General features: G+C 72.6%; 25 protein-coding genes. 16 read left to right on the top strand and 9 right to left on the bottom strand.

Annotated features, from left to right (window positions below):
- Positions 1-117 precede the first annotated feature (117 nt).
- Complete coding sequence (locus ABT403_RS06635; RefSeq protein ID WP_425580237.1) at positions 118-981, bottom strand: menaquinone biosynthetic enzyme MqnA/MqnD family protein; 864 nt, start codon at positions 979-981, stop codon at positions 118-120.
- Positions 982-1,217: 236 nt separating this feature from the next.
- On the opposite strand from ABT403_RS06635, the gene ABT403_RS06630 reads away from it, so the two are divergent.
- Together ABT403_RS06630 and ABT403_RS06625 are read left to right on the top strand one after the other, a co-directional pair.
- Positions 1,218-1,421 carry a cold-shock protein gene (locus ABT403_RS06630; RefSeq protein WP_007265804.1) on the top strand — a complete coding sequence of 68 codons (204 nt, stop codon included), beginning with the start codon at positions 1,218-1,220 and terminating at the stop codon, positions 1,419-1,421.
- A gap of 204 nt (positions 1,422-1,625) precedes the next feature.
- Positions 1,626-2,084, top strand: a complete 459-nt coding sequence (locus tag ABT403_RS06625; RefSeq protein WP_344163199.1) for a hypothetical protein — start codon at positions 1,626-1,628, stop codon at positions 2,082-2,084.
- A 116-nt stretch (positions 2,085-2,200) separates the two neighbouring features.
- Here the strand turns inward: ABT403_RS06625 and ABT403_RS06620 are convergent, their stop codons facing one another.
- On the bottom strand, positions 2,201-3,895 hold the full coding sequence (locus ABT403_RS06620) for a lytic transglycosylase domain-containing protein (RefSeq protein ID WP_344163196.1): 1,695 nt from the start codon (positions 3,893-3,895) through the stop codon (positions 2,201-2,203).
- 269 nt (positions 3,896-4,164) lie between these two features.
- Here ABT403_RS06620 and ABT403_RS06615 point away from each other — a divergent pair, with 269 nt between their 5' ends.
- From ABT403_RS06615 to ABT403_RS06600, 4 genes are all read left to right on the top strand, one after another.
- Positions 4,165-4,971, top strand: a complete 807-nt coding sequence (locus tag ABT403_RS06615) for a DsbA family protein (RefSeq protein ID WP_344163193.1) — start codon at positions 4,165-4,167, stop codon at positions 4,969-4,971.
- Between the two features lie 163 nt (positions 4,972-5,134).
- Positions 5,135-5,734 (top strand): hypothetical protein, encoded by a 600-nt coding sequence (locus tag ABT403_RS06610; protein WP_344163190.1) that lies wholly within the window; start codon positions 5,135-5,137, stop codon positions 5,732-5,734.
- A 98-nt stretch (positions 5,735-5,832) separates the two neighbouring features.
- Positions 5,833-6,618 carry an SDR family oxidoreductase gene (locus ABT403_RS06605; protein ID WP_344163187.1) on the top strand — a complete coding sequence of 262 codons (786 nt, stop codon included), beginning with the start codon at positions 5,833-5,835 and terminating at the stop codon, positions 6,616-6,618.
- A gap of 40 nt (positions 6,619-6,658) precedes the next feature.
- A complete protein-coding gene (locus tag ABT403_RS06600) occupies positions 6,659-9,250 on the top strand; it encodes a bifunctional FO biosynthesis protein CofGH (RefSeq protein WP_344163184.1) in 2,592 nt (863 codons plus the stop codon).
- 32 nt (positions 9,251-9,282) lie between these two features.
- Here the strand turns inward: ABT403_RS06600 and ABT403_RS06595 are convergent, their stop codons facing one another.
- Entirely contained in the window at positions 9,283-10,359 is a 1,077-nt protein-coding gene (locus tag ABT403_RS06595) for a tyrosine-protein phosphatase (RefSeq protein ID WP_344163181.1), read from the bottom strand.
- Positions 10,360-10,582: 223 nt separating this feature from the next.
- On the opposite strand from ABT403_RS06595, the gene ABT403_RS06590 reads away from it, so the two are divergent.
- The 3 genes from ABT403_RS06590 (at position 10,583) to ABT403_RS06580 (ending at position 13,390) form a co-directional block, all read left to right on the top strand.
- Positions 10,583-11,845: an ADP-ribosylglycohydrolase family protein gene (locus ABT403_RS06590; protein WP_344163178.1), complete on the top strand. Its 1,263-nt coding sequence runs from the start codon at positions 10,583-10,585 to the stop codon at positions 11,843-11,845.
- Between the two features lie 28 nt (positions 11,846-11,873).
- Complete coding sequence (locus tag ABT403_RS06585; RefSeq protein WP_344163175.1) at positions 11,874-12,734, top strand: TIGR03619 family F420-dependent LLM class oxidoreductase; 861 nt, start codon at positions 11,874-11,876, stop codon at positions 12,732-12,734.
- A gap of 170 nt (positions 12,735-12,904) precedes the next feature.
- A complete protein-coding gene (locus ABT403_RS06580; RefSeq protein WP_344163172.1) occupies positions 12,905-13,390 on the top strand; it encodes a hypothetical protein in 486 nt (161 codons plus the stop codon).
- A 173-nt stretch (positions 13,391-13,563) separates the two neighbouring features.
- Here ABT403_RS06580 and ABT403_RS06575 read toward each other — a convergent pair whose 3' ends face one another.
- Entirely contained in the window at positions 13,564-15,153 is a 1,590-nt protein-coding gene (locus tag ABT403_RS06575) for a helix-turn-helix domain-containing protein (protein WP_344163169.1), read from the bottom strand.
- A gap of 85 nt (positions 15,154-15,238) precedes the next feature.
- Here ABT403_RS06575 and ABT403_RS06570 point away from each other — a divergent pair, with 85 nt between their 5' ends.
- Positions 15,239-15,481 carry a hypothetical protein gene (locus ABT403_RS06570; RefSeq protein ID WP_344163166.1) on the top strand — a complete coding sequence of 81 codons (243 nt, stop codon included), beginning with the start codon at positions 15,239-15,241 and terminating at the stop codon, positions 15,479-15,481.
- Here ABT403_RS06570 and ABT403_RS06565 read toward each other — a convergent pair.
- Positions 15,456-15,920 carry an ATP-binding protein gene (locus ABT403_RS06565; RefSeq protein WP_344163163.1) on the bottom strand — a complete coding sequence of 155 codons (465 nt, stop codon included), beginning with the start codon at positions 15,918-15,920 and terminating at the stop codon, positions 15,456-15,458. The genes ABT403_RS06570 and ABT403_RS06565 overlap by 26 nt on opposite strands.
- Before the next feature lie 128 nt (positions 15,921-16,048).
- Between ABT403_RS06565 and ABT403_RS06560 the strand changes: the two genes are divergently transcribed.
- Positions 16,049-16,888, top strand: a complete 840-nt coding sequence (locus ABT403_RS06560) for a helix-turn-helix domain-containing protein (protein ID WP_344163160.1) — start codon at positions 16,049-16,051, stop codon at positions 16,886-16,888.
- Positions 16,885-17,127 (top strand): DUF397 domain-containing protein, encoded by a 243-nt coding sequence (locus ABT403_RS06555; RefSeq protein WP_344163157.1) that lies wholly within the window; start codon positions 16,885-16,887, stop codon positions 17,125-17,127. The genes ABT403_RS06560 and ABT403_RS06555 overlap by 4 nt, the downstream gene beginning before the upstream one ends.
- On the opposite strand, the gene ABT403_RS06550 is transcribed toward ABT403_RS06555, so the two are convergent.
- On the bottom strand, positions 17,124-17,462 hold the full coding sequence (locus ABT403_RS06550; RefSeq protein WP_344163154.1) for a hypothetical protein: 339 nt from the start codon (positions 17,460-17,462) through the stop codon (positions 17,124-17,126). The two genes, ABT403_RS06555 and ABT403_RS06550, sit on opposite strands and share 4 nt — an antisense overlap.
- A gap of 60 nt (positions 17,463-17,522) precedes the next feature.
- Complete coding sequence (locus ABT403_RS06545; protein WP_344163151.1) at positions 17,523-18,194, bottom strand: DUF4097 family beta strand repeat-containing protein; 672 nt, start codon at positions 18,192-18,194, stop codon at positions 17,523-17,525.
- Between the two features lie 243 nt (positions 18,195-18,437).
- On the opposite strand from ABT403_RS06545, the gene ABT403_RS06540 reads away from it, so the two are divergent.
- Positions 18,438-18,809 (top strand): VOC family protein, encoded by a 372-nt coding sequence (locus ABT403_RS06540; protein ID WP_344163148.1) that lies wholly within the window; start codon positions 18,438-18,440, stop codon positions 18,807-18,809.
- A 279-nt stretch (positions 18,810-19,088) separates the two neighbouring features.
- Positions 19,089-19,487: a VOC family protein gene (locus ABT403_RS06535; protein WP_344163145.1), complete on the top strand. Its 399-nt coding sequence runs from the start codon at positions 19,089-19,091 to the stop codon at positions 19,485-19,487.
- Positions 19,488-19,526: 39 nt separating this feature from the next.
- Here the strand turns inward: ABT403_RS06535 and ABT403_RS06530 are convergent, their stop codons facing one another.
- Positions 19,527-19,820: a hypothetical protein gene (locus ABT403_RS06530; protein ID WP_344163142.1), complete on the bottom strand. Its 294-nt coding sequence runs from the start codon at positions 19,818-19,820 to the stop codon at positions 19,527-19,529.
- A gap of 135 nt (positions 19,821-19,955) precedes the next feature.
- Here ABT403_RS06530 and ABT403_RS06525 point away from each other — a divergent pair, with 135 nt between their 5' ends.
- Together ABT403_RS06525 and ABT403_RS06520 are read left to right on the top strand one after the other, a co-directional pair.
- Positions 19,956-20,327 (top strand): type II toxin-antitoxin system RelE/ParE family toxin, encoded by a 372-nt coding sequence (locus ABT403_RS06525; protein ID WP_344163139.1) that lies wholly within the window; start codon positions 19,956-19,958, stop codon positions 20,325-20,327.
- Positions 20,324-20,683 carry a helix-turn-helix domain-containing protein gene (locus ABT403_RS06520; RefSeq protein WP_344163136.1) on the top strand — a complete coding sequence of 120 codons (360 nt, stop codon included), beginning with the start codon at positions 20,324-20,326 and terminating at the stop codon, positions 20,681-20,683. Before ABT403_RS06525 ends, ABT403_RS06520 begins: the two co-directional genes overlap by 4 nt.
- Before the next feature lie 51 nt (positions 20,684-20,734).
- On the opposite strand, the gene ABT403_RS06515 is transcribed toward ABT403_RS06520, so the two are convergent.
- A complete protein-coding gene (locus ABT403_RS06515; RefSeq protein WP_344163133.1) occupies positions 20,735-22,306 on the bottom strand; it encodes an APC family permease in 1,572 nt (523 codons plus the stop codon).
- Between the last annotated feature and the right edge of the window lies 1 nt (position 22,307).

Below are 22,307 nucleotides of genomic sequence, written 5' to 3'. Positions count from 1 at the left end.
CACCCGTGCGACGGAAATGCGAAAGACGAACGAATTACCGGCAAACGGAACATTCCCGTTCGGTGAAGCGGAAGATCCCCGGGAAGATCCTCGGGAAGATCCCAGGGGTATTGATGATCACTGTTTCGGGGCGCCGACCTTCAGCAACTCCACGGCCACATCCGTCGCGTAGCCCGTGTCCGCTCCCGTGCGGCGAGCGAATTCCCTCACCCCGGCGAGTTGCTCCGGGCCGAAGCGGAAGTCGAGGGTGGTGAAGTAGCGCTGGAGCAGCCCGGCGTCGAAGGCCTCCCAGCGCGCCGCCTGCTCGGCGACCTTCACGACCTCCTCCAGGGACAGGTCCCGCGAGGAGAGGAAGGCCTCGTGGACCTCCCGGACGATCTCGGGTTCGCGGGCCAGGTAGTCCTTGCGGGCGGCCCAGACGGCGAAGACGAACGGCAGGCCCGTCCAGTCCTTCCACATCTGGCCGAGGTCGTGGACGGCCAGCCCCAGCCGGGGCGCGTCGTGCAGCGAGGCCCGCAGCGCGGCGTCGCCGATCAGCACCGCCGCGTCGGCCTCCTGCATCATCACCCCCAGGTCAGGGGGGCAGGTGTAGTAGTCGGGCCGGACCCCGTACTGCTCGGCGAGCAGCAGCTGGGCGAGGCGTACGGAGGTCCGGGAGGTCGAGCCGAGGGCCACCCGGGCCCCGTCCAGCCGCTCCAGCGGGACCTGCGAGACGATCACGCAGGACATGACGGGGCCGTCGCAGCCGACGGCGATGTCCTGGAGGGCGACCAGCTGGTCGGCGTTGCGGAGGAACTCCACGAGGGTGACCGGGGCGATGTCCAGGTCGCCCTGGATGAGCCGCTCGCTCAGCTTCTCGGGCGTGTCCTTGGTCAGCTCCATGTCCAGCAGCGTGCCGGTGCGCGCGAGACCCCAGTAGAGGGGCATGCAGTTCAGGAACTGGATGTGGCCGACCCTGGGCCGGCTGCGATAGACGTCCACATCGCGAGACTAGCGGCGGTTCTCCGTCAGCGATCGAGCGGGTCTCAAACGTCCGGGTGACGTGATCTTTCCCTCTGGTCTCGGCCCGAGGGTGCGTGCTAGGCTCGACGCAAGTTGCAGTTTGGTTTCCCTTGCAGTACGAGGCCTGCGGAGCATGTAACCCGCGGGTCTTTGTAGTTTTCAGACTTCTTAGCAGGTTCTGGAGCAGGGCGACCCTTTGGCCCATAGGAGGGCTCATGGCTACCGGAACCGTGAAGTGGTTCAACGCTGAAAAGGGCTTCGGCTTCATCGCCCAGGACGGCGGCGGCCCGGATGTCTTCGTCCACTACTCCGCGATCAACGCCTCTGGCTTCCGCTCCCTCGAGGAGAACCAGCAGGTGAACTTCGACGTCACGCAGGGTCCGAAGGGCCCGCAGGCGGAGAACGTTACCCCGGCCTAGTCGCCAGGCCGACCGGATCGCGGTCGGATTACGCAGTACCCAAGGAGCCCTGCTCCCTCCGTGCGAACGGAGGGGGCGGGGCTCCTGCCCTTTTGATCCCCCTTTGACCCCCCTGAGTGACGATTCCTCACACTGTGTGTACATCCGACCGGTGCCGGGGATGTTCGGCCACGGACATCGGGCCCGCACTCACGGAGGAATCGGATGACGAAGCTCGCTTGGACCGCACGCGGGATCGCCGCGGTGTCGGGGGCGGTGCTCCTCGGCTCGCTCATGACCCCGTCCGCGGCCGCCGCCGGGGGCGCCGCGGAGGAGCGGAAGTGCTCGGTGGCGCGGGACTTCTCCCTGGCCTCGCCGGACGACGTGCTCCCCACGATCGTCTTCCGCGTGGCCACCGACCGGCAGGGGCACGCCTTCCTCAACGACACCCGCAACCCCGGCGTGTGGATCAACCTCGGGCTGCTCGACCACGCCCCGAAGTGTGTCGTGGACACCGCTGTCGCCGTAGGGCCCAACCGGGCCCTGAAGATCGACCTCCTGGCCCGGAACGGGGTCATCCACCACACCAGCTGCGTCATCAACACGTCGGTGCCCTACACGCCGGCCAACCTGCCGTCCTTCTGTGGCGTCGGCTTCTCCCCCGTCGGGGGCACCCCCGTATAGGCGGCGGCCCCGTATAGGCGGCGGCCCTGCCGCCATACGCCGACGGCACGGCCGGTCGCGGTGGGCGACCGGCCGTGCCGTCGTGTGCGTGCGTACGGGCCTGCGGGCGGCCCGGGTCAGGCCTTCGGCGCCGCCTTGGGGGCGGTGACCGTGACGTCCAGGACGAGCTCCGCCCCGTCGGCCGTGGCCAGCCGCAGGTGGTACGTGCCGGCGGGCGCGTCCGTGGTCAGCAGGTCCGGAAGGGTGATCTTGCCGTCGGCCCCGGTCTTGGGCAGCTCCAGGGTGAAGAGCTTCTGGCCCTCCGCCGCGCCCTTGAAGAACGGGCCCTTCGCCGTCTTCGGGTCCACCGGGACCCAGGCCCCGGGCTTGCCCGTGACCAGCTCGGCGGTGACCTGGACGCCGGCCTGCGGGGCGTCGCCGCGGGCGGCCCGGAACAGCAGGCCCTTGACCGGGGTGCCGGCGGCGACCTCGACCGCCCCGGCGCCGTCCGTACGGGTGAGCGCCAGCGGCTTCTCGGCCGGCTTCTCGGTGACCTTGCCGTCCAGGGCCACGGTGAACTGGCTCTTGGCGTCGTAGGCCGTGGCCCGCAGGGTGAAGGTGCCGGCCTTCGGGCCCGCCTTCAGGCGCGGGGCCGTGGCGATGCCCTGGGCGTCGGTACGGACGACCACGCTCGGCTCGTCACCGAAGACGAAGCCCGTGCCGCCGGTGGTGTCCTGCTCCACCGCGACGACCACGGCCTGGCCCACCGCCGGCTTGCCGTCGCTGAGCACCGCCTTGAAGCGGGCGCCGTCCGCGAACGTGCTGCCCGCCTCGGCCTCCAGCTTCGCGTCGCCGACCCGCTCCAGCTTGGCCAGCGTCGCGGGCGCCGGGGTCGGCTTGGACGGCTCCGGCGTCGGGGTGGGCTTCGACGGCGTCGGGGTCGGCTTCGGGTCCGGCTTGGGGGCCGGCTTCGAGGCCGGCGGGTTCGGGGCCGGGACGTGCGGCGGGGTGGGGACGTGCGGCGCGGGCGGCGTCGGGTAGTTGCCGACGGGCGGGTTCGGGATCCCGGCGGTGCCGTCCTGCTGGTACTGGCGCATGTAGCCGAGCACGCTGTTCACGTACTCGCGCGACTGGTTGTAGCTGAGGATCGCCTTGTCGAGGTCGGCCGGGTTCGACAGGTCCTTGCCGCCCGCGCAGAGGTAGAGGCCCGCGCCCAGCGCCGCGTCGTAGATGTTGTTGGCGTCGCGCTTGCCGTCCCCGTTGCCGTCGGCCTTCCAGGTGGCCCAGGTGGAGGGGATGAACTGGAGGGGGCCGAAGGCGCGGTCGAACTCGGTGTCGCCGTCGAACTCGCCCTTGTCGGTGTCGAGGATCTTCGCGAAGCCGTTGCCGTCGAGGCGGGGGCCGCGGATCGGGCGCTCGGTGGTGCCGTCGTCCTTGAGCCCGTAGCCGGAGGCGTGCACGGACTCGATCCGGCCTATGCCCGCGATCAGCTGCCAGGGCAGCTTGCACTTGGGCAGCGCGGCGGCGACGGCCGTCTCGGCGCGCTTGTAGGCGTCGAGGGCGGTCGTGGGGATGCCGGCGGCGCCTTCGGTGGCCGTGCCGCCCGCGCCCGCGGCGGGCGGGACGACGGGGTCGGCGAGCTGGCCCGGCAGGTCGAGGCGGGCGTCACCGCGCTCGGCGGCCTGGGGACTGTCCGGGGTGGGTTCGGCCTCGCCCGCGCCGGCGACCGGGGTGTTGGTCACGACGGCGGCGGTGGTGAGGCTGGCCGCGAGGGCGGCCGTGCACAACACCTTGCGCGAGGTGTTGACTACGTGACGGTGAAGCGGCTTCACGGTGCGGCGATCCCCCCAAGGCGGCCGGCGAAGTCAGGTGCACGGCCGGTCGGGCCGTGATTCTTCTGTCTATCAGGTATTCGGACGCGACTCGCCGTCGCCCCCGGAGATATGACGCACCATTCGTCTCGGCTTCACCCGTCTGTGGCCCAGGACGTCCAGCCCCGCTCCTGCGGCCCTCCGTCCCGGCCCGAAGAGGACTTCCGGCCCTGCCCGAAACACACCAAAGGCCCACCCTGGCACGGCTCGTTGGAATTTACGCTGGTTTCATGGCGAGTGGTGGCAAGAAGGACCAGCGGCGCGAGGCCCGTGAACGGCTCGTGGCTCAGCGGGAGGCGCAGGCGCGCGGTGCCCGGCGGCGCGGGCGGCTGCTCGTCGGCGGGGCACTGGCCGCCGTGCTCGCGATCGCGGTCGGGGTGGGGGTCTACGCGTCGAAGCCGGCGGGTCCGGGCGACAGCGAGGCGGGCGACAGGCCGTTCGTCCGGCCCGCGCACACCGCCGGCGAGGACGGGACGGTCGTCCCGTACGGCAGGGAGGGTGCGAAGGACCTGGTGTCGGTGTGGCTGGATCCGCGCTGTCCGTTCTGCGCGGGCGTGGAGACGGGCCTCGGGCCGGCCTTCAAGGAGCGGGCGGGCGCCGGGGACTACCGGGTCGAGTACCACTTCGCCACCTTCCTGGACGGGGCCCTGGGCGGCAAGGGTTCCAAGCGCGCGCTGAACGCGCTGGGCGCGGCGGTGAACGAGAGCCCGGAGAAGTTCATGGACTACCTCCGGGTGCTCTACGCGAACCACCCGCAGAAGGAGTCGGAGGACAAGTTCGGCTCCACGGCCACCCTGCTGAGCCTCGCGGACGAGGTGCCCGGGCTGCGGAACCCCGGCTTCGACAAGGCGGTCAAGGAGCTGACGTACATGCCGTGGGTGGACCGGGTGTCGCAGGCCTTCTACGGCAGCGGCAAGAAGGGCACGCCGGTGGTGGAGGTCAACGGCAAGGAGGTGGACGTGCTGACGGGCAAGGGCCTGGAGACGATCACCCCGGAGGCCTTCGGGCAGTTGGTCGCCGCGAACCGGAAGTCGTGACACGTCGTGACACCCCGGGGACGGCTGGCCTGAAGTAGCGCCCGCTCCTGGTAGTTTCAGGCCAGACGAGAGCACTGGTGTGCGAATCCTCCGCCTTCCGTGTGGACATCCGGAAGCCGGCCGCCGCTCTCGAAGCCCGCGCCGCCGATCCCGAAGGCCTGCCATGACCACCCCGCCGCCGCAGCAGCCCATACCGAGCCCGTACTCCGGCGCCCCGGTCCCGCCGAACCCGTACGCGGGCACCGCCGCCCAGCAGCCGAACCCGTACGCCCAGCCCGCCCCCGGCTTCCCCGCCCCGCAGGGCGGGCCGGGCGCCATGCCGTACGACCCCGCTTACGCGCCCCCGTACGCCCACGCGCCCGCGCCGGGCTGCCGCAACTGCGGGGCCCCGGAGGCGGCGAACTTCGCGGTCCGCGCCCACGTCGGCGTGCTGATCATGATGCGGTTCCACACCCTCAACGGTCCCTTCTGCCGCCAGTGCGGCCGGGCGCTGGTGCGGATCATGACGACGAAGACCATGTGCCAGGGCTGGTGGAGCCCCTTCTCCCTGGTGATCTTCACGCCGTTCACGCTGATCTGGAACCTGATCGCCGCGATGAAGTTCGCCAAGCTCCCGCACCCCAACCCCGCGCCCGGCCGGCAGCCGCTGGAGGAGGGCCCGCCGGTGCACGCCCGCCCGCTCGCCTACGTGGCGATCATCCCGCTGCTCTGGTTCACCTGGGTCGCCGTGAACATCTACCTGGACGCCTCCGGGCGCCGCTAGAGGCCCCGCCCGCTCCCCCCGCGCCCCTTCCCACCGCGGCCGCGGCCGCCTAGCCTGACGCCCCGTCAGAAACCTTACGAGTCACACGGGAGCGCGCCATGCTGCTGCGAGGGAAGACCGTCGTCGTCTCCGGCGTGGGGGCCGGGCTCGGCCACCAGGTGGCCGCCGCCGTGGTCCGCGACGGCGGGAACGCCGTCCTCGGCGCGCGCACCGAGGCCAACCTGGCCAAGTCCGCCGCCGAGATCGACCCCGACGGCACCCACACCGCGTACCTGCCCACCGACATCACCGACGAGCGGCAGTGCGAGGCCCTCGCCGCGCTCGCCGCCGAACGCTTCGGCGGCATCGACGCCGTCGTGCACGTGGCCGCCTGGGACTCCTACTTCGGCGGCCTGGAGGACGCCGACTTCGGGACCTGGCAGCAGATCCTCGACGTCAACCTCCTCGGCACCCTGCGCATGACCCGCGCCTGCCTGCCGGCCCTCAAGGGCGGGGGCGGCGGCTCCGTCGTCCTCATCGGCACCCAGTCCGCCGTCGCCGCCCCCAGCGAGGTCCGCCAGGCCGCCTACGCCGCCTCCAAGGGCGCGCTGACCTCCGCCATGTACTCCCTGGCCCGCGAGCTCGGCCCGCACCGGATCCGCGTCAACACCGTGCTGCCCGGCTGGATGTGGGGCCCGCCGGTACAGGCCTTCGTCACCTTCACCGCCCACACCGAGAACGTCCCCGAGGCCGAGGTCCACGCCCGCCTCACCGACCGGATGGCCCTGCCCGAGCTCGCCACCGACGGGGACGTCGCGGACGCCGCCGTCTTCCTCGCCTCCGACCGGGCACGGGCGATAACCGGCCAGTCCCTGCTGGTCAACGCCGGTGAGCTGATGCGATGACCCCCTCCGGCCCCGGAACCCCTGATCGTATGCTCCCCGTATGACCACTCCGAGTGACGCTCCGACCGACAACGCGATGCGCCGTGCCCTGCGGCGGGCCCGCGACGGCGTCGCGCTCGACGCGACCGAGGCGGCCGTGCTGCTCCAGGCGCGCGGCGAGGCCCTGGAGGACCTCGCCGCCTCCGCCGCCCGGGTCCGCGACGCGGGCCTGGCGGCCGCCGGCCGTGAGGGCGTGATCACGTACTCGAAGAGCGTGTTCATCCCCCTCACCCGCCTCTGCCGCGACAAGTGCCACTACTGCACCTTCGCCACCGTCCCGGGCAAGCTGCGCCGGGCCGGCCACGGGATGTTCATGTCCCCGGACGAGGTCCTCGACATCGCCCGCCGGGGCGCCGCCCTGGGCTGCAAGGAAGCGCTGATCACCCTCGGCGACAAGCCCGAGGACCGCTGGCCGGAGGCCCGCGAGTGGCTGGAGGCGGAGGGCTACGACGACACGATCTCCTACGTCCGCGCCATCTCCGTGCGCATCCTGGAGGAGACCGGGCTGCTGCCCCACCTCAACCCGGGCGTCATGTCCTGGGCGGACTTCCAGCGGCTCAAGCCGGTCGCCCCGTCCATGGGGATGATGCTGGAGACCACCGCCACCCGGCTGTGGTCCGAGCCCGGCGGCCCGCACCACGGCTCCCCCGACAAGGAGCCGGCCGTGCGCCTGCGCGTGCTGGAGGACGCGGGCCGCTCCTCGGTCCCCTTCACCTCGGGGCTGCTGATCGGCATCGGCGAGACGTACGAGGAGCGCGCCGAGTCGCTGTTCGCGCTGCGCCGGATCTCCCGCGCCTACCACGGCATCCAGGAGCTGATCATCCAGAACTTCCGTGCCAAGCCGGACACGGCGATGCGCGGGATGCCGGACGCCGAACTGGACGACCTGGTCGCCACGATCGCCGTCGCCCGGCACATCATGGGCCCCTCGGCCTGCCTCCAGGCCCCGCCCAACCTGGTCGACGGCGAGTACGCCCGCCTGATCGGCGCCGGCATCGACGACTGGGGCGGGGTCTCCCCCCTCACCCCGGACCACGTCAACCCCGAGCGCCCCTGGCCCCAGATCGACCTGCTGGCCGAGCGGTCGGCGGCGGCCGGGTTCGAGCTGCGCGAACGGCTCTGCGTCTACCCGGAGTTCGTGACCCGGGGCGAGCCCTGGCTGGACCCCCGGCTGCTGCCGCACGTCCGTGCGCTGGCCGACCCGGAGACCGGCCTGGCCCGCCCGGACGCCGTCGTCGAGGGGCACCCCTGGCAGGAGCCCGAGGAGGCCTTCGCCGCGACCGGGCGCACCGACCTGCACACCGCCATCGACACCGAGGGCCGCACCGGCGACCGCCGCGAGGACTTCGACGAGGTCTACGGCGACTGGGAGGCCCTGCGCGAGGCCGCCGCGCCCGGCATGGTCCCCGAGCGGATCGACACCGACGTACGGGCCGCGCTGGCGCGGGCCGCGGACGACCCGGAGCGGCTCACCGACGAGCAGGCCCTGGCCCTGCTGCACGCGGACGGCCCCGCGCTGGACGCCCTGTGCCGGATCGCGGACGACCTGCGCCGGTCGGTGGTGGGCGAGGACGTCACCTACATCGTCACGCGGAACATCAACTTCACCAACGTCTGCTACACCGGCTGCCGTTTCTGCGCCTTCGCGCAGCGCCGCACCGACGCCGACGCCTACACCCTCTCCCTGGAGCAGGTCGCCGACCGGGCGGCCCAGGCCTGGGACGTGGGCGCCGTCGAGGTGTGCATGCAGGGCGGCATCCACCCGGACCTGCCGGGGACGGCGTACTTCGACATCGCGCGGGCGGTGAAGGAGCGGGTGCCGGGCATGCACGTGCACGCCTTCTCCCCGATGGAGGTCGTCAACGGCGCCACCCGCACCGGGATGTCCGTACGGGACTGGCTGACGGCCGCCAAGGAGGCCGGTCTGGACTCCATCCCGGGCACGGCGGCGGAGATCCTGGACGACGAGGTCCGCTGGGTGCTCACCAAGGGCAAGCTGCCGACGGCGGACTGGACCGAGGTCATCACCACCGCGCACGCGCTGGGCATCCGCTCCTCGTCCACGATGATGTACGGGCACGTGGACCAGCCCCGGCACTGGCTCGGCCACTTCCGCACGCTGGCCCGCATCCAGGAGACCGCCCTGGCCAACGGGGTGGAGGGGTTCACGGAGTTCGTGACGCTGCCCTTCATCCACACCAACGCCCCCGTCTACCTGGCGGGCATCGCCCGGCCCGGGCCGACGGTCCGCGACAACCGTGCGGTGACGGCGATGGCCCGGCTGCTGCTGCACCCGCACATCCCCAACATCCAGACCAGCTGGGTGAAGCTGGGGACGGAGGGCGCGGCGGAGATGCTCCGGTCCGGGGCGAACGACCTGGGCGGGACGCTGATGGAGGAGACCATCTCCCGGATGGCGGGGTCCTCGTACGGCTCGTACAAGTCGGTACGGGACCTGGTCGCGGTCGCGGAGGCGGCGGGCCGTCCCGCGCGGGCCCGGACGACCCTGTACGGGGAGGTGCCGCAGGAGCGGCAGGACGCGGCCCGGGCCTCGGACGGGCACCTGCCGGAGCTGCTGCCCGTCCTGGACTGAGCGGCCGGGCGGCCGGGCGGCCGGGGGCGGGGTCAGCCGACGAGGAGGTCCCGCTTCAGGTCGCGCAGCTCGCGGGCGTCCATGCCGAGGCCGTCCTTGAGGTAGCGGTCGAAGGTGCCGTACCTGGCCCTGACCTCGTCGTAGCCCGCGTTCAGGTACTCGGGGCGCACGTCGAGCATCGGCTTGTAGACGGCGGCCTGCGGGGCCGGCAGGTGGGAGAGGATCGCCTCGTTGGCGGCCTTGCGGTAGTCGTTGCTGGCCAGGTAGTCGGCCAGCACCGTCTCCCGCGGGACGCCGAGGGCGGTCAGCAGCGTGGCGTCGGCCCAGCCGGTGCGGTCCTTGCCGGCGGTGCAGTGGAAGAGGACGGCGTGGGCGCGGTCGTCGCGGATCCCGTCGAGGACCTGCGTGTAGGCCTTCCTGCCGCCCTCGCCGCCGACCATGCTCCGCTCGGCGCCGATCATGGCCTGGACGGCCTCGTCGGGGGACTTGGGCAGGGTCTGGAAGGAGCCGGAGCCGGCGAAGACGTCGGCGACGACGTAGCGGGCGCCGGCCGGGACCCGGTCGGCGTCCTTGGTGCGCTCGTCCTGGGTGCGCAGGTCGAAGACGGTCTTCACGCGCAGCCGCCGGAGCTTGGCCCGGTCGGCGTCGGTGAGCTTGTTGAGGGCGTCGGAGCGGTAGACCTCGCCCATCTTCACCCACTGGCCGGTGGTGGTGCGGTAGCCGCCGACGTCGCGGAAGTTGACGGCGCCCTCCAGCGTGATCCGGCGGTCGGCGAGGCGCAGGCCCTGGCCGTGGTCGGCCTTGAAGTCGAACCACTGGCGGTCGGCGGCGGGCAGCCCCTTGACCGTGGCCTGACCCTGGGAGCCGCCCCGGGCGACGACCTTGCCGTCGGCCTTGATCTCGACGTGCCGGGTGCCCTTGGCGTTCCACTTCAGGGCGTACGAACCGTCCGCGGCGGCGGTGACGGTGGCCTCGGTGAAGGGGATCGAGGTGCGGTCGTGGTGGCGGCCGGGCCATTCCCAGCCGGAGGCGGAGGCGGCGGGGGCCACGACCAGCGAGGCGGTGAGGGCGGAGGCGACGGCGGTCGCGGCGAGGAGAGCCTTCTTCATGCCGTCGAGGCTCCGGGCCCCCGGCGAACCGGACGTGAACGGGACATGGCTGGAACCGGCCGCCGCGAAGGCGAGTGGCAAAACGTGCCACTGATCATTTTCCTGGCTGGAAACGTGCGCAATCCGGCCGTTCTCCGCTCACTTACGGGCGACCTGACGAACTCCTTCCGAAATCGACCGAAGCGGTCCACTACAGTGCGCGCCAGACTCTGGGGGGAACGGCATGGATACGACGACGAGTACGTCCGCGAGTACGTCCGCGAGTACGTCCGCGAGTACGGGTACGGCCACGACGGCGGCGGTGGCGGAGGCGGCCGGGGCCACGGGCTCCGCCGCCCCGGCCACCAACCTCACCACCGCCCTGTGGGGCCGTACCGAACAGCAGGACTTCCGCAGCCGGGTGCGCGGCGCCCTGCTCGGCTCGGCCATCGGCGACGCCCTCGGCGCCCCCGTCGCCGGCCTCTCCCTGGAGGCCGTCCGCGAGGCCCACGGCCCGGCCGGCCTCACCGGCCCGGCCCCCGCCCACGGCCGGCGCGGCACCGTCACGGCGGCCACCCAGCTCACCCTGTTCACCGTCGACGGCCTGATACGGGCCCACGTGCGCCGGGACACCGGCGCCTGGCACCCCCCGACCGACGTGCACCGCGCCTACCGCCGCTGGGCCGCGACCCAGCACGACTGGGGCCCCGACGAACGCCGCGCGGACAACGGCTGGCTCGCCCAGGAGGAGTGGCTCTACGCCCGCCGCGACCCCGGCCGGGCCTGCCTGACGGGCTTCGCCGACGACACCCGCGGCACCCCGGAGCAGCCCAGGAACCCCACCGCCCGCGACGCCGCCGCCACCGTGCGCTCGGCCCCGTTCGGGCTCCTGGTCGGCTGGGAGAGCGCCCTCGTCCTCCAGCTCGCCGTCGAATGCGCGACCCAGAGCCACGGCCACCCCGCCGCGTACCTGTCCGCCGGGGCCCTCGCCGTCATCGTCCACGGCCTGACGCGGGGCGAGACCCTCGACACCGCCGTGCGGCGCGCCCTCGCCCTCCTCGCCGCCCGCCCCGGCCACCAGCCCGTCACCGACGCCCTGCGGCGGGCCCTCACCGCCGCCACCGAGGGCGCGCCCGGCGCCCGCTCCGTCGAAGCCCTCTCCCCCGGCGACGGCCGCGACGCCGAGGACGTCCTCGCCATCGCCGTCTACTGCGCCCTCGTCGCGGAGGATGTCCCGCACGGGCTGCGCCTGGCCGTCAACCACGGGGGCGACTCCACCGCCACCGGCGCCCTGTGCGGGGCCCTGCTCGGTGCCCTCCTCGGCGAAACGGCCCTCCCGGCGGCCTGGCTCGCCGAACTGGAGGGCCGCCCCACGGTCCTGGAGCTGGCGGACGACTTCGCCCTGGAGATGACCCAGGGGCCCGCCCTCCACACCACCCCACCGTGGCTGACCCGCTACCCGCAGGGCCAGTCCCCTGCCAACCGCCCCCGGAACCCCGTAGCTTGACCCTCCCCACGACTCGGAGGTGCTCACCATGCGGATCGCCACGACCGTCTTCCTCACCGACCGCACCGTCTCCCCCACCCGTCTCGCCCACACCCTCGAAGAGCGCGGCTTCGCCGGCCTCTACCTCCCCGAGCACACGCACATCCCCGTCAGCCGCACCACCGCCGCCCCCATGGGCGGCGACCTCCCCGAGCAGTACGGCCGCACCCTCGACCCCTTCGTCGCCCTCGGCCAGGCCGCCGCCGTCACCCGCCGCCTGCACCTCGGCACCGGCATCACCCTCGTCGCCCAGCACGACCCCATCGGCCTCGCCAAGCAGGCCGCCACCCTCGACCACCTCAGCGGCGGCCGCCTCACCCTCGGCATCGGCTACGGCTGGAACGTCGAGGAGGCCGCCGACCACGGCGTCGACTGGGCCACCCGGCGCGAGCGGGTCCGCGAGCACATGGCCCTGATGCGCGCCCTGTGGTCCCCGAAGCCGACCGCGTACGAGGGCCCGTACGGCTCCGTCCAGGCCAGCCTCGCCTACCCCAAGCCGGCCACGGCCCCGCGCGAACTCCCGGGCGGGCAGCGGCTGCACGGCCCCCGCACCCTCATCGGCGGGGCGGCCGGCCCGAAGCTGTTCGCCGCCATCGCCGACCACGCCGACGGCTGGCTCCCCATCGGGGGCGGCGGCCTCACCGAGAGCCTGCCGGTGCTGCGCCGGGTCTGGGAGGACGCCGGGCGCGACCCCAAGGCCCTCCAGGTGGTCCCGTACGCCGTCCAGCCCAGCCCCGGCAAGCTCGCCCACTACGCCGAGCTCGGCATCGAGGAGGTCGTCCTGCAACTCCCCTCCGCCCGCGAGGAGGAGGTCCTGCGCACCCTGGACGACTACGCCCAGTACCTCTGAGTCACGGCGCCGGGACCGGATCGAGACCCCTCCGCGACACGGTGGCCGGAACCGCACCACCCCGGCGGGGCGTGTCTTCGGGTGCGTCGGCCCGCCCGCACGGCTGGTACGTTGGCGCGTTCCGTTCCACCGTTCGTTCCAGTCAACTCGCTTTCCTGGGGGACCCTCCCGTGCACAGCACCCTGCGCATCACCGCCTTCGCCGCCGCCGGCCTGGCCGCCGCCCTGACGCTGACCGCCTGCGGCAGCGACTCGAAGACGGACGCGAAGCCCAAGGCCCCGGCGGCCGCCCTGACCCCGACCGTCGCCCCGCCCGCCGCGCCGACCGCCGGTGCGAGCACGGGCGCCGCGGGCGCGGGCACCCTGGACGGCGGCTGGATCTCGATGCAGAGCCCGGGCAAGAGCGTGGTGCTCACGGTCAAGGGCACGAAGGCGCTCGTGGTCGAGGCCGCCTCCGGCCTGACCTGCGAGGGCACCTCCACGGGCACCACGCTCGACCTGAAGTGCCCTCCGGGGGCCACCCGTTCCAAGGGCAAGGTGGACTCGGTCGACGCCACCACCCTGAAGGTCACCTGGGAGGGCGCGGGCCAGGACACCTTCCAGAAGAGCGAGGCCGGCAAGCTCCCGTCGCTGCCGCCCCTGCCGACGAAGAAGTAACCCACGGCATGACGAACCGGGCTCGGAGCGCAGCAGCGGCTCCGGGCCCGGTTCGGCGTCACACGCTCCCGCGTGCCGGACCGGAACCAGCGGTCCCGATCCCCCCGTTGACGGCGCCTCACTGGGGGCGCCGCTGAGAGGAAAACTAGGGCCCCGCTCGACCGGCCGCCATCTCACGGATGCACGGTCACGGGACAGGAGCCCCTCACCGGTGCACGGTCCCCCGGCCCTGACCGGCCCGAACACCCCTGGGGCGGATCCCCTCGTTCCCCATCCCCCTCACCGGCCCCACCGCCCCCGTCGCCCCCACCGCCCCTGTCGCCCGGGTCAGGTTCCCCGGCGGCCATGAGCGCGAGCACCACCTCGTACAGCCCGCTCCCGCCCGCGACGAGCCGGCGCCGCAGCAGCCCCTCCGCCGCGCGCAGGTGCTCGCGCACGGTCTGCGCGTGCACCCCCCGCCGCCGGGCGGCGGGCTCGACCGCGCAGTTCTCCCCGACCCAGTCCCGCAGGGTGCGCCCGAGGTCCCGCTCGTCGGCGCGCAGCGGTGCGAGCAGGTCACGGGCCCAGGCCTGCACGGGGCCCGCCGCGAGGAGACCCGGCAGACCGGGGGCGGCGCCTCCCGGATCCGCCCGGTCCTGGAACCTCAGGGCGAGGTCGAGCGCCGCCCGGGCCCGTACGTCACCCGGTTCGACGCCCAGCAGCCCGGCCGCCCGGTCCATGCGCGCCCGCACGGTGTTGCGGCTGATCCCCAGCAGGCGGGCCGCGTTCACGGCGGTGAACTCCAGCCCGAGCCGCAGGGTGGCCGTCAGCTGGTACCGGTCCTGCGCCGGCACGGCCTCCAGCGGCCGCAGGTACTCGGCCGCCCAGGCGGCCGCCGCCTCCGCGTCCAGCACGTCCGCCGGCCGGATCCGCGCCGCGTGCCCGGCCACCCGCCCGGGCATCAGCCGCGCGGCGGCCAGGCTCCGGACGGCGTCGTCGTAGCCCTCCGCGACCCGGGAGAGCGGATGCCGCGCGCCGACCCCCAGGAACACCCCCTCCCGCCCGGCGACGAACCCCCGCAGGGCCGCCTCCGCGCCGCCGCCGACGGGCGCGACGACGATGACGTGCCCGTCGTCCGCGGGACACCGCACGACCAGCGCCCGCCCGGCCAGCAGCTCCTCGCAGGCCCCCGCCACCTCCCGCCGCTCGCCCGCCGGGGCCTCCAGTACGCACACCACCGCGCGTTCCGCGTCCAGCAGCCCGGGCCGCAGGCCGGCCATGGTCCGCTGGGCGAGGGCCACCTCCCCGCCCATGAGCAGCTGGAGCACGGACAGCCGCACCCCCGCCTCCGCCTCGGCCAGCCGGCGCCGCCGCGCGTCCGCCTCCCCGGCCGACAGGAGCAGCTCCAGGACGGTGGCGGCGTGGGCGACGAGGGCGGCGGCCGCCGCGTCGTACGGGACCGGCCGCGTGACGACGAGCACCGGATGCGGCCGCTCCGCCCCGAGCGCCAGCACCCGCAGGTGCCGCCCGGGCTCGGCGACCACGGCGGACCGGGGGCTCCCGGCGGCGACGTCCCGCAGGAGCGCCCCGTCCGGACCGCCGGGACGAACCCCGGTCTCGATGCGTGCGGAGCCCCCCACGGCCCGGCCCAGCCACTCGGCCACCCTGCGCACCGCCGCCCGGTGCCCCCCGGACCCGATGCGGGCGGCCCTGAGCAGCCCGGCGAGCTCCCCGTGCCGCCGCTCCTCCTCAACTCCGCCTCCGGCCAAGCCAGTCACCGCCATACCGCCTTCCCTGTTCACGGCCCGGCGCGCATGCTAGTCCCGGGACATGGGGCGGCCGTGGAGGCGGCCGGGAGGGGAGCACCGGATGCCGGGCCAGCGCAAGCGCAGGGAGCGGGAGCGCCGGGAGGCCGACGCCCGGCGCGAGCGGGAGGCGTCGGGGCGGTGGGAGCGCCGGTTCTCGACGCTGGACGAGGCCGAACTGCGGGCCTACCTGAAGGACCTGGCACGGTCGGGGGTGAGCCCCGAGGACGTCCGGATCGACAGGGCGTGCGGCCGTCTGGTCCACCCGACGGGGTACACCGTCAGCGTGCTGGTGCCGGGGCCCTGACGGCGGCCAGCTCGGCCCAGACGGTCTTGCCGATGACGCGGTCCATCACCCCCCAGTCGGCCGCGAGCCCGTCCACGATGCGCAGCCCGTACCCCGACTCCGCCTGGTAGGCCTGCGGCTGGAGCGCGGGCCGGCACTCCCGCCGGGGGTCGGAGACCTCCAGCCGCAGGACCCCGGCGGCGTGCGGGTCACCGCCCAGCAGGGTCATACGGAGCTCGAAGTCCCGCCCGACGACCCGGCCGTGGGTGGCGGCGTTGGAGGCCAGCTCGGCGACGAGGAGCCCGGCGTCGTCGGAGAGCCGGGTGCCTTCGGGGATGCCCCAGTCGTCGAGGCACACCAGCGCCAGCTGCCGGGCCAGGCGGGCGCCCCGGAGGGTGCAGCTGAAACGCTGAGTGAACATGCGTACGAAGGGGGCGGCGGGGTGCGATGGTGCGGTCATGGGGAGAACGTGCCGTGTGGGCAGGGTAGTTCCCAGCGCCTCGACTGCTACTGATGAAGAGTAGTAGCCGACCCTCTGGACAGGAGCCGTCACCGACCGTGAGCATGATGAGTCGGGAGGTGACCGTGATGACGGCTGGCAAGGGCAGCGGCGGTGACGACCAGGTGGAACCCGACCCCGACTTGAAGAACTTCGGCGAGACGGTGAAGGCGTTCCGCAAACGCGTTGACCTCACGCAGGAGCAGTTCGCCCCGAAGGTCGGCTACTCCGTGCAGTACGTGGCGTCCGTGGAGCAGGGCCGCCGGCATCCGTCCGTGAAGTTCGTGAACAAGTCGGAAGAGGTGCTGGACGCCTTCGGGGTGCTCCACATCGCGGCGAAGCAGATGACGCGGCGGCGGGGGCTGGCGTCCTGGTTCCGGCGGTGGGCGGAGCTGGAGGCGGAGGCGATCGCGCTCGACACGTACGAGTGCAGGTCGGTTCCGGGACTGTTGCAGACGGAGGCCTACGCACGGGCCCAGATCGAGAACGTGCCTCCCAGGCTCACGACGGAGGAGGCGGAAGACCGGATCACCCAGCGACTGGCCCGGCAGAAGGTGCTGACCCGCACCCCGTACACCGCGTTCAGCTTCATCATCGAACAGACGGTGGTCGAGCGGCAGACCGGGGGAGCCGAGATCACGCGCGCGCTGATCGACCATCTGCTGGCGTGCGCCCGGCTGCCCAATGTGGACCTCCAGCTGATGCCCACGGTGAGCCCGGAACACGCGGGCACCGACGGCCCCTTCAGGCTTCTCGAATCCACAGAACACCAGTGGTGGGCGTACAGCGAGGGCCAGAAGGCGGGCCAGGTCATCTCCGACCCGAAAGCCGTAAGCGACCTCCAGCAGCAGTATGCGAAGCTTCGCATCCAGGCCCTCAATCCTGCGGACAGCGTGGGCCTGTTGATGCGATTGCGAGGATCCCTGTGAACAGCTCCCAGCTCCGGTGGTTCAAGAGCAGCTACAGCAGCAGTCAGGGTGACAACTGCGTCGAAGTCGCTCTCCCGTGGCACAAGTCCAGCTACAGCAGCAGCCAGGGCGACGACTGCGTCGAGGTCGCCGCCTGCACCGACACCGTCCACGTCCGGGACTCCAAGCTCACGGCCGGCCCTGAGCTGAAGGTCTCCCCCGCCACCTGGACCGCCTTCCTCGGCGGGGTCACCCTCTAGAACGGCGGGATCGGTCCCGGCGCCGCCACGCCCGGGGCCGGACGCCAGAAGCGCCCGTCAGGCAGGGCCTGACGGGCGCCGAGGAAGTAGTCGGCATCGCGCTGGAACCGGACACCCGGCACCGCGCGGCGGACGTGCGCCCAGATGCTCGGCGCGACGCGGTACTCGCCCGCCACCATCCAGGGGTCGTCCCCCAGCACGAACAGGTGCCGGATCTTCAGGAACTGGTCCCGGGTCAGCGACGCGGACTCGACTATCTCCTCGTCCGCGTCACCGAAGCCGGTCAGTTCCCAGACGAGGTTGTAGCCGTCGGCGAATGGATAGTCGCTGCTCACCACTTCACGCTAGGCCTCGCCCGCGCGCACCCGCACCTTCTTTTACGGCCGGGCGGCGCCTCAGACGCTGCGGGCGGTGATGTTGCCGTAGCCGGTGGTCGCGTCGATGGTCAGCGGGGCGGTCGCGCCCTCGGAGTTCTGGAGGGCGTTGTGGATGCGGCCGTAGCCGGTGCCCGCGTTGAGGGTGGCGGAGACGCCGCGCGCGGCGCCGACGGTGATGTCACCGTGCTGGGTGTTCAGGGTGAGCGCCCCGCCCGCCGCTTCGTCGATGGTGATCGCGCCCTTCTGGGTGCTGATCTCCGCCGGGCCGGCCAGGCGGCCGAGGGAGACGTCGCCGGACTGGACGGAGACGCGGGCCGAAGCGGTCTCGTCCAGCGTGACCTGGCCCTGCGCCGCCTCGACGACGACGTCACCCAGCCGGCCCGTACCCCGCAGCTCGGCGGCGGCCACCTTGGCCTCGACGTGCGAGCCGGCGGGCAGCTGGACGGTCACGTCCACGAAGCCGGAGTTGCCGGTGACCGGGTTCTTCGCCGGGGCGGCGACCACCCGGAGGACCCCGTCGGCGTACGCGACCTCGATCAGCTCGGCGGCCTTCACGTCGCGGCTCTTCGAGGGGTCCGCGGGCAGGACCTCGACGGTGGCGTCCTCGCGGTCTCCCGCGATGAGCTGGACGCGGCCGGCGGGGATGTCGAGGACGGCGGAGACCGGGGCGGCCGTGGCGAACTTCTGCATGGTGCTCTCCTTCATCGGTTTCGCGCGCCCCTTGCGGCCCGCTGCTTTCTGACATGAGAAACGCTACGTTGCATTCCAAGACCTGACAACAGGTTCGTTGCGCAAAAACATCATCCTCGCAGCTCAAAGACCTAGAATCGTTGCAACGGTCTGAAATTCAACGCAACGAAGCCTCTCCGCGCATTGCAATGAACCAGGGATAAACGCTACGCCTGACGGCCTGAGGACGGCTAGTGTGCGTCCATGACCTCTCTCGTACGGCACATCACCTTCGACTGCCACGACGCCTACACGCTGGGCCTGTTCTGGGCCGAGGTACTCAACGGGACCATCTCCGAGGAGGACCAGCCCGGCGATCCCGAGGTGCTGCTCACCTCGGAGGGCGGAACCCTTCTCTTCATCCAGGTGCCGGACGCCAAGTCCGCGAAGAACCGGGTGCACTTGGACGTCCAGCCGCAGGATCGTTCCCGCGACGAGGAAGTGGAACGCCTCCTCGCCCTCGGCGCCACGCTCGTCGGGGACCACCGCAGGCCCGACGGGACCGGCTGGGCGACCCTGGCCGACCCGGAGGGGAACGAGTTCTGCGTGGAACGCAGCGCGGCGGAGCGGAACTAGCCAACGCAAAGGCCCCGGCCTCCCTGAGGAGGCCGGGGCCTTGTCCGAGCGCTGGGCAGGCCTTGCACCTGCATCCCCCCACAGGAAGTGGGGTGCCTTTCCTTGGACCACCAACGCCAGTCCCACCGCCGGTTTCCCGGCCGCGAGCTCGAGATGAACTCTACAGCCAAGATCGGCGTCCGACCAGCCCCGGATGCCAAGAAGCGGAACCCTGCCGCCACCTGACAGACCGGCCGCCGCCCCCTCCCGGGGCGCGCCGGTCCCCCATAGGGTCCCGGCATGATCGATGCACACACCCACATACGCGTCGCCCGGCCCTCCCGCGACCTCGTGGCCGCCGAGCGGTTCTACGTCGACGGGCTCGGGCTCGACGTCCTGTGGCGGACCTCGGGGCACGTCCCCGGGGAGCACGACCTCGTCATGGTCGGCCCGGCGGGCGGGGGGTGGCACTTCGAGCTCACCCGCGACCCGGAGAACCCGGTCGAGCCCACCCCCACCATCGACGACCTGTTCGTCGTCTACCTCGGGCGGACCCCCGACGCGGCCCTCGTCGACCGTCTGACCGCCCACGGCGGGCAGCGGGTCCCGTCCAACAACCCGTACTGGGACGAGCACGGGGTCACGGTCGCCGACCCGGACGGCTACCGCCTGGTCCTCTGCTCCCGCACCTGGGGCTGACCGATCCGGCCAGCCCCACGGGTGATTCCGTCGAAGCCGTCACTTCACCGTCGGCGCGTGCGGGAGGCCGTTGTCCAGGGCGGTGTCGGCGCCCGCGAGGGAGCCCTGGGTGGACTTGGTCGCGCTGTTCGCGGCCGCGCCGGTGACGGCGAGGGCGGTCTTGGTGTCCTGGACCGCCTGGCCCGGGTGGCCGGCGATGTCGACGACGCGCTCGACGACGGGCTGGCTCTCCAGCGTGGGCCCGTCGGCGGCCTGCGCGGCGGCGGGGGTGAGGGCGAGGGCGGCGCCGCCGGTGAGGACCAGGGCGGACAGGGTGCGCTTGATGGCAGTCATGCCCGTCCCAACGACCCCGCCACACCCCGGGTCACCGCCGCCCCCCACGTTGGTGTGAACCCCAGCCACGCACGAGGGCTTTCGACATAACGCTTGCGTAATATGCCTCACTTGGCATACTCGGAGGGAAGGTCCGTGAACTGGGAAGTGATCGTCGTGGAGCCCGCCCTTTCCTGGCTGCACGCCCTGCGCCAAAACGATCGGCCGACGCTCATCCAGATCAGCAAGGCCATCACCGCACTGCGACAAGAAGGCCCGGCGATGGGCCGTCCCCTCGTGGACACCGTCAGGGGCTCCCGTCTGGCCAACCTCAAGGAGCTCCGTCCCGGGTCCACCGGCGGGAGTGAGGTGCGGCTGCTGTTCGTGTTCGACCCGCTGCGGCGCGCGGTGTTTCTCGTCGGGGGCGACAAGGCCGGCGACTGGCGCGGCTGGTACCTGTCGGCGGTTCCCCTGGCCGAGAAGGCGTACGAGGATTACCTGACGGAGTTGGAGGAGGACACCGCATGAACCACAGCCAGGGCGAGAACCCGATGCCCGGAGGCAGCCCGAAGGCCGCCCGCTGGGACGACCTCGTCGAGGAGTTCGGCTTCTCCCCCGCCGAACGGGAGGAGGTCGACCGCGGCGCGGCGGAGATGATCGCCGTGGTCCGGGCGCACCGGCTGGCGGAGGTCCGCAAGCGTCAGCACACGACGCAGGTCCAGGTGGCCGAGGCCATGGGGGTGACCCAGGCGCGGGTCTCCCGGATCGAGAACGGCCAGCTGGAACGCAGCGAGGTCGAGACCCTCGCCGCGTACGTCCGGGCGCTCGGCGGCAGGCTGAAGATCGTGGCCGAGTTCGGGGACGAGCAGTACGTCCTCGGCTGACGGCCGCCCCGGCCGGGGCGGCGTCCCCCACCGGGCGGCCGCCCCGGCGGGTCAGTCCTCGACCACCAGTGACGGCGTCGACCGCGTGAGGACCTCGCCGCGGAAGAAGGCCGGGCTGCGGCGCTCGGTGATGAGCATGATGACCGCGCCCAGGGCCAGCAGGCCGACGCCGATGACGAAGACGCTGCCGACGCCCAGGCCCGGGATGGTGGAGCCGGAGCCGTAGGAGGGGTCCCAGGCGTCCGTCAGCGTCTTGACGAAGACCGCCGCCAGGAGCAGGCCGCCCAGGACGGGGAAGACGCCCTTGAAGAACAGGTCGCGGGCGGAGCGGCGCAGGTCGCCGCGGAAGTACCAGGCGCAGGCGAAGGCCGTCAGGGAGTAGTAGAAGCAGATCATCAGGCCGAGCGCGAAGATCGTGTCGGTGAGGACGTTCTCGCTGACCAGGGTCATGACCGTGTAGAACGCGCCGGTCGCGACGCCCGCCGTGACGGTGGCGCGGCCCGGGGTCTTGAAGCGCGGGTGGACCTTGGCGTAGGAGGCGGGCAGGGCCTCGTACGTGGACATGGCGAGGACCGTGCGGGCGACCGGGATGAAGGTGGTCTGGAGCGACGCGGCCGCCGAGGCGAGGACCGCCACGAAGAGCAGGATGCCGAGGGCCGGGCCCATGACCGGGCCGGCCAGTGCGGCGAAGACGTTGCCGGAGGTCTCCGGGTTGCCGAGGCCCAGGCCCTTGTCGCCGGAGCCCACGGCCATCTGGGCGGCGATGCCGGTGGCCAGGTAGGAGCCGACGAGGACGACCATCGCGATGAGCGAGGCGCGGCCGGGGGTCTTGGCGGAGCCGATGGTCTCCTCGTTCGCGGTGAGGCAGGTGTCCCAGCCCCAGTACATGAAGATCGAGAGCGAGAGTCCGGCGGTGAAGGCGCCCATGGACTCGACCGCGAAGGGGTTCATCCACTGCCAGGAGAAGTCCACGCCGGTGTCGAAGGCGCCGGCGGAGGCCTTCTGGAAGGCCATGGCCACGAAGACCGCGAGGACGAGCAGCTGGAGGCCGACGAGGGTGTACTGGACGCCCTTGGTCGCGGTCAGGCCCCGGTAGCTGATGGCGGTGGCGACGGCGATCAGCGTCAGACAGGTGGCGATGTGGGCGAACTTGTCGTGGTCGAGGGCGGCGATGTCCGGGTCGGACGTGATCTCGCCGGCCAGCAGCCAGAAGTAGGACGTGGCGACCCCGGCCAGGTTCGACAGGACGATGATCGTGGCGATCACCAGGCCCCAGCCGCACATCCAGCCGATCCGCGGGCCGAAGGCCTTGACGGTCCAGGTGAAGGAGGTGCCGCAGTCCGGCATGTCCTTGTTGAGCTCGCGGTAGGCGAAGGCGACGAGCAGCATCGGCAGGAAGCCGGCCAGGAAGACGGCGGGCATCTGGAGGCCGACCTGCCCGGCGGTGGAGCCGAGGGTGGAGGTCAGGCAGTAGACGGGGGCGACGGTGGAGATGCCGATGACGGCGCTGCCCATCAGGCCGACGGAGCCCTTGCCGAGGCCCTTGCCGCGCACCTCGCCGTCGCCCGCGGCGACGCCGCCCACCGTGTCTCCGACCCGAGGCCGCTCGTCCAGCTGTGTCATG

Origin of the sequence: Streptomyces sp. NPDC000075 (assembly GCF_040301925.1) — a bacterium.
GTDB lineage: Bacteria > Actinomycetota > Actinomycetes > Streptomycetales > Streptomycetaceae > Streptomyces > Streptomyces polychromogenes.
Note: the sequence above shows the minus strand (reverse complement) of the source record. Positions and strands in the feature narration are given on the sequence as shown.

What these genes read in the sequence shown, in the direction of transcription:
- ABT403_RS06630 (WP_007265804.1), top strand. Translation starts at nt 1,218, where the DNA reads ATGGCTACCGGAACCGTGAAGTGGTTCAACGCTGAAAAGGGCTTCGGC.
- ABT403_RS06625 (WP_344163199.1), top strand. Translation starts at nt 1,626, where the DNA reads ATGACGAAGCTCGCTTGGACCGCACGCGGGATCGCCGCGGTGTCGGGG.
- ABT403_RS06615 (WP_344163193.1), top strand. Translation starts at nt 4,165, where the DNA reads ATGGCGAGTGGTGGCAAGAAGGACCAGCGGCGCGAGGCCCGTGAACGG.
- ABT403_RS06610 (WP_344163190.1), top strand. Translation starts at nt 5,135, where the DNA reads ATGACCACCCCGCCGCCGCAGCAGCCCATACCGAGCCCGTACTCCGGC.
- ABT403_RS06605 (WP_344163187.1), top strand. Translation starts at nt 5,833, where the DNA reads ATGCTGCTGCGAGGGAAGACCGTCGTCGTCTCCGGCGTGGGGGCCGGG.
- ABT403_RS06600 (WP_344163184.1), top strand. Translation starts at nt 6,659, where the DNA reads ATGACCACTCCGAGTGACGCTCCGACCGACAACGCGATGCGCCGTGCC.
- ABT403_RS06595 (WP_344163181.1), bottom strand. Translation starts at nt 10,359, where the DNA reads ATGAAGAAGGCTCTCCTCGCCGCGACCGCCGTCGCCTCCGCCCTCACC.
- ABT403_RS06590 (WP_344163178.1), top strand. Translation starts at nt 10,583, where the DNA reads ATGGATACGACGACGAGTACGTCCGCGAGTACGTCCGCGAGTACGTCC.
- ABT403_RS06585 (WP_344163175.1), top strand. Translation starts at nt 11,874, where the DNA reads ATGCGGATCGCCACGACCGTCTTCCTCACCGACCGCACCGTCTCCCCC.
- ABT403_RS06575 (WP_344163169.1), bottom strand. Translation starts at nt 15,153, where the DNA reads ATGGCGGTGACTGGCTTGGCCGGAGGCGGAGTTGAGGAGGAGCGGCGG.
- ABT403_RS06570 (WP_344163166.1), top strand. Translation starts at nt 15,239, where the DNA reads ATGCCGGGCCAGCGCAAGCGCAGGGAGCGGGAGCGCCGGGAGGCCGAC.
- ABT403_RS06565 (WP_344163163.1), bottom strand. Translation starts at nt 15,920, where the DNA reads ATGACCGCACCATCGCACCCCGCCGCCCCCTTCGTACGCATGTTCACT.
- ABT403_RS06560 (WP_344163160.1), top strand. Translation starts at nt 16,049, where the DNA reads ATGACGGCTGGCAAGGGCAGCGGCGGTGACGACCAGGTGGAACCCGAC.
- ABT403_RS06545 (WP_344163151.1), bottom strand. Translation starts at nt 18,194, where the DNA reads ATGCAGAAGTTCGCCACGGCCGCCCCGGTCTCCGCCGTCCTCGACATC.
- ABT403_RS06540 (WP_344163148.1), top strand. Translation starts at nt 18,438, where the DNA reads ATGACCTCTCTCGTACGGCACATCACCTTCGACTGCCACGACGCCTAC.
- ABT403_RS06535 (WP_344163145.1), top strand. Translation starts at nt 19,089, where the DNA reads ATGATCGATGCACACACCCACATACGCGTCGCCCGGCCCTCCCGCGAC.
- ABT403_RS06530 (WP_344163142.1), bottom strand. Translation starts at nt 19,820, where the DNA reads ATGACTGCCATCAAGCGCACCCTGTCCGCCCTGGTCCTCACCGGCGGC.
- ABT403_RS06520 (WP_344163136.1), top strand. Translation starts at nt 20,324, where the DNA reads ATGAACCACAGCCAGGGCGAGAACCCGATGCCCGGAGGCAGCCCGAAG.
- ABT403_RS06515 (WP_344163133.1), bottom strand. Translation starts at nt 22,306, where the DNA reads ATGACACAGCTGGACGAGCGGCCTCGGGTCGGAGACACGGTGGGCGGC.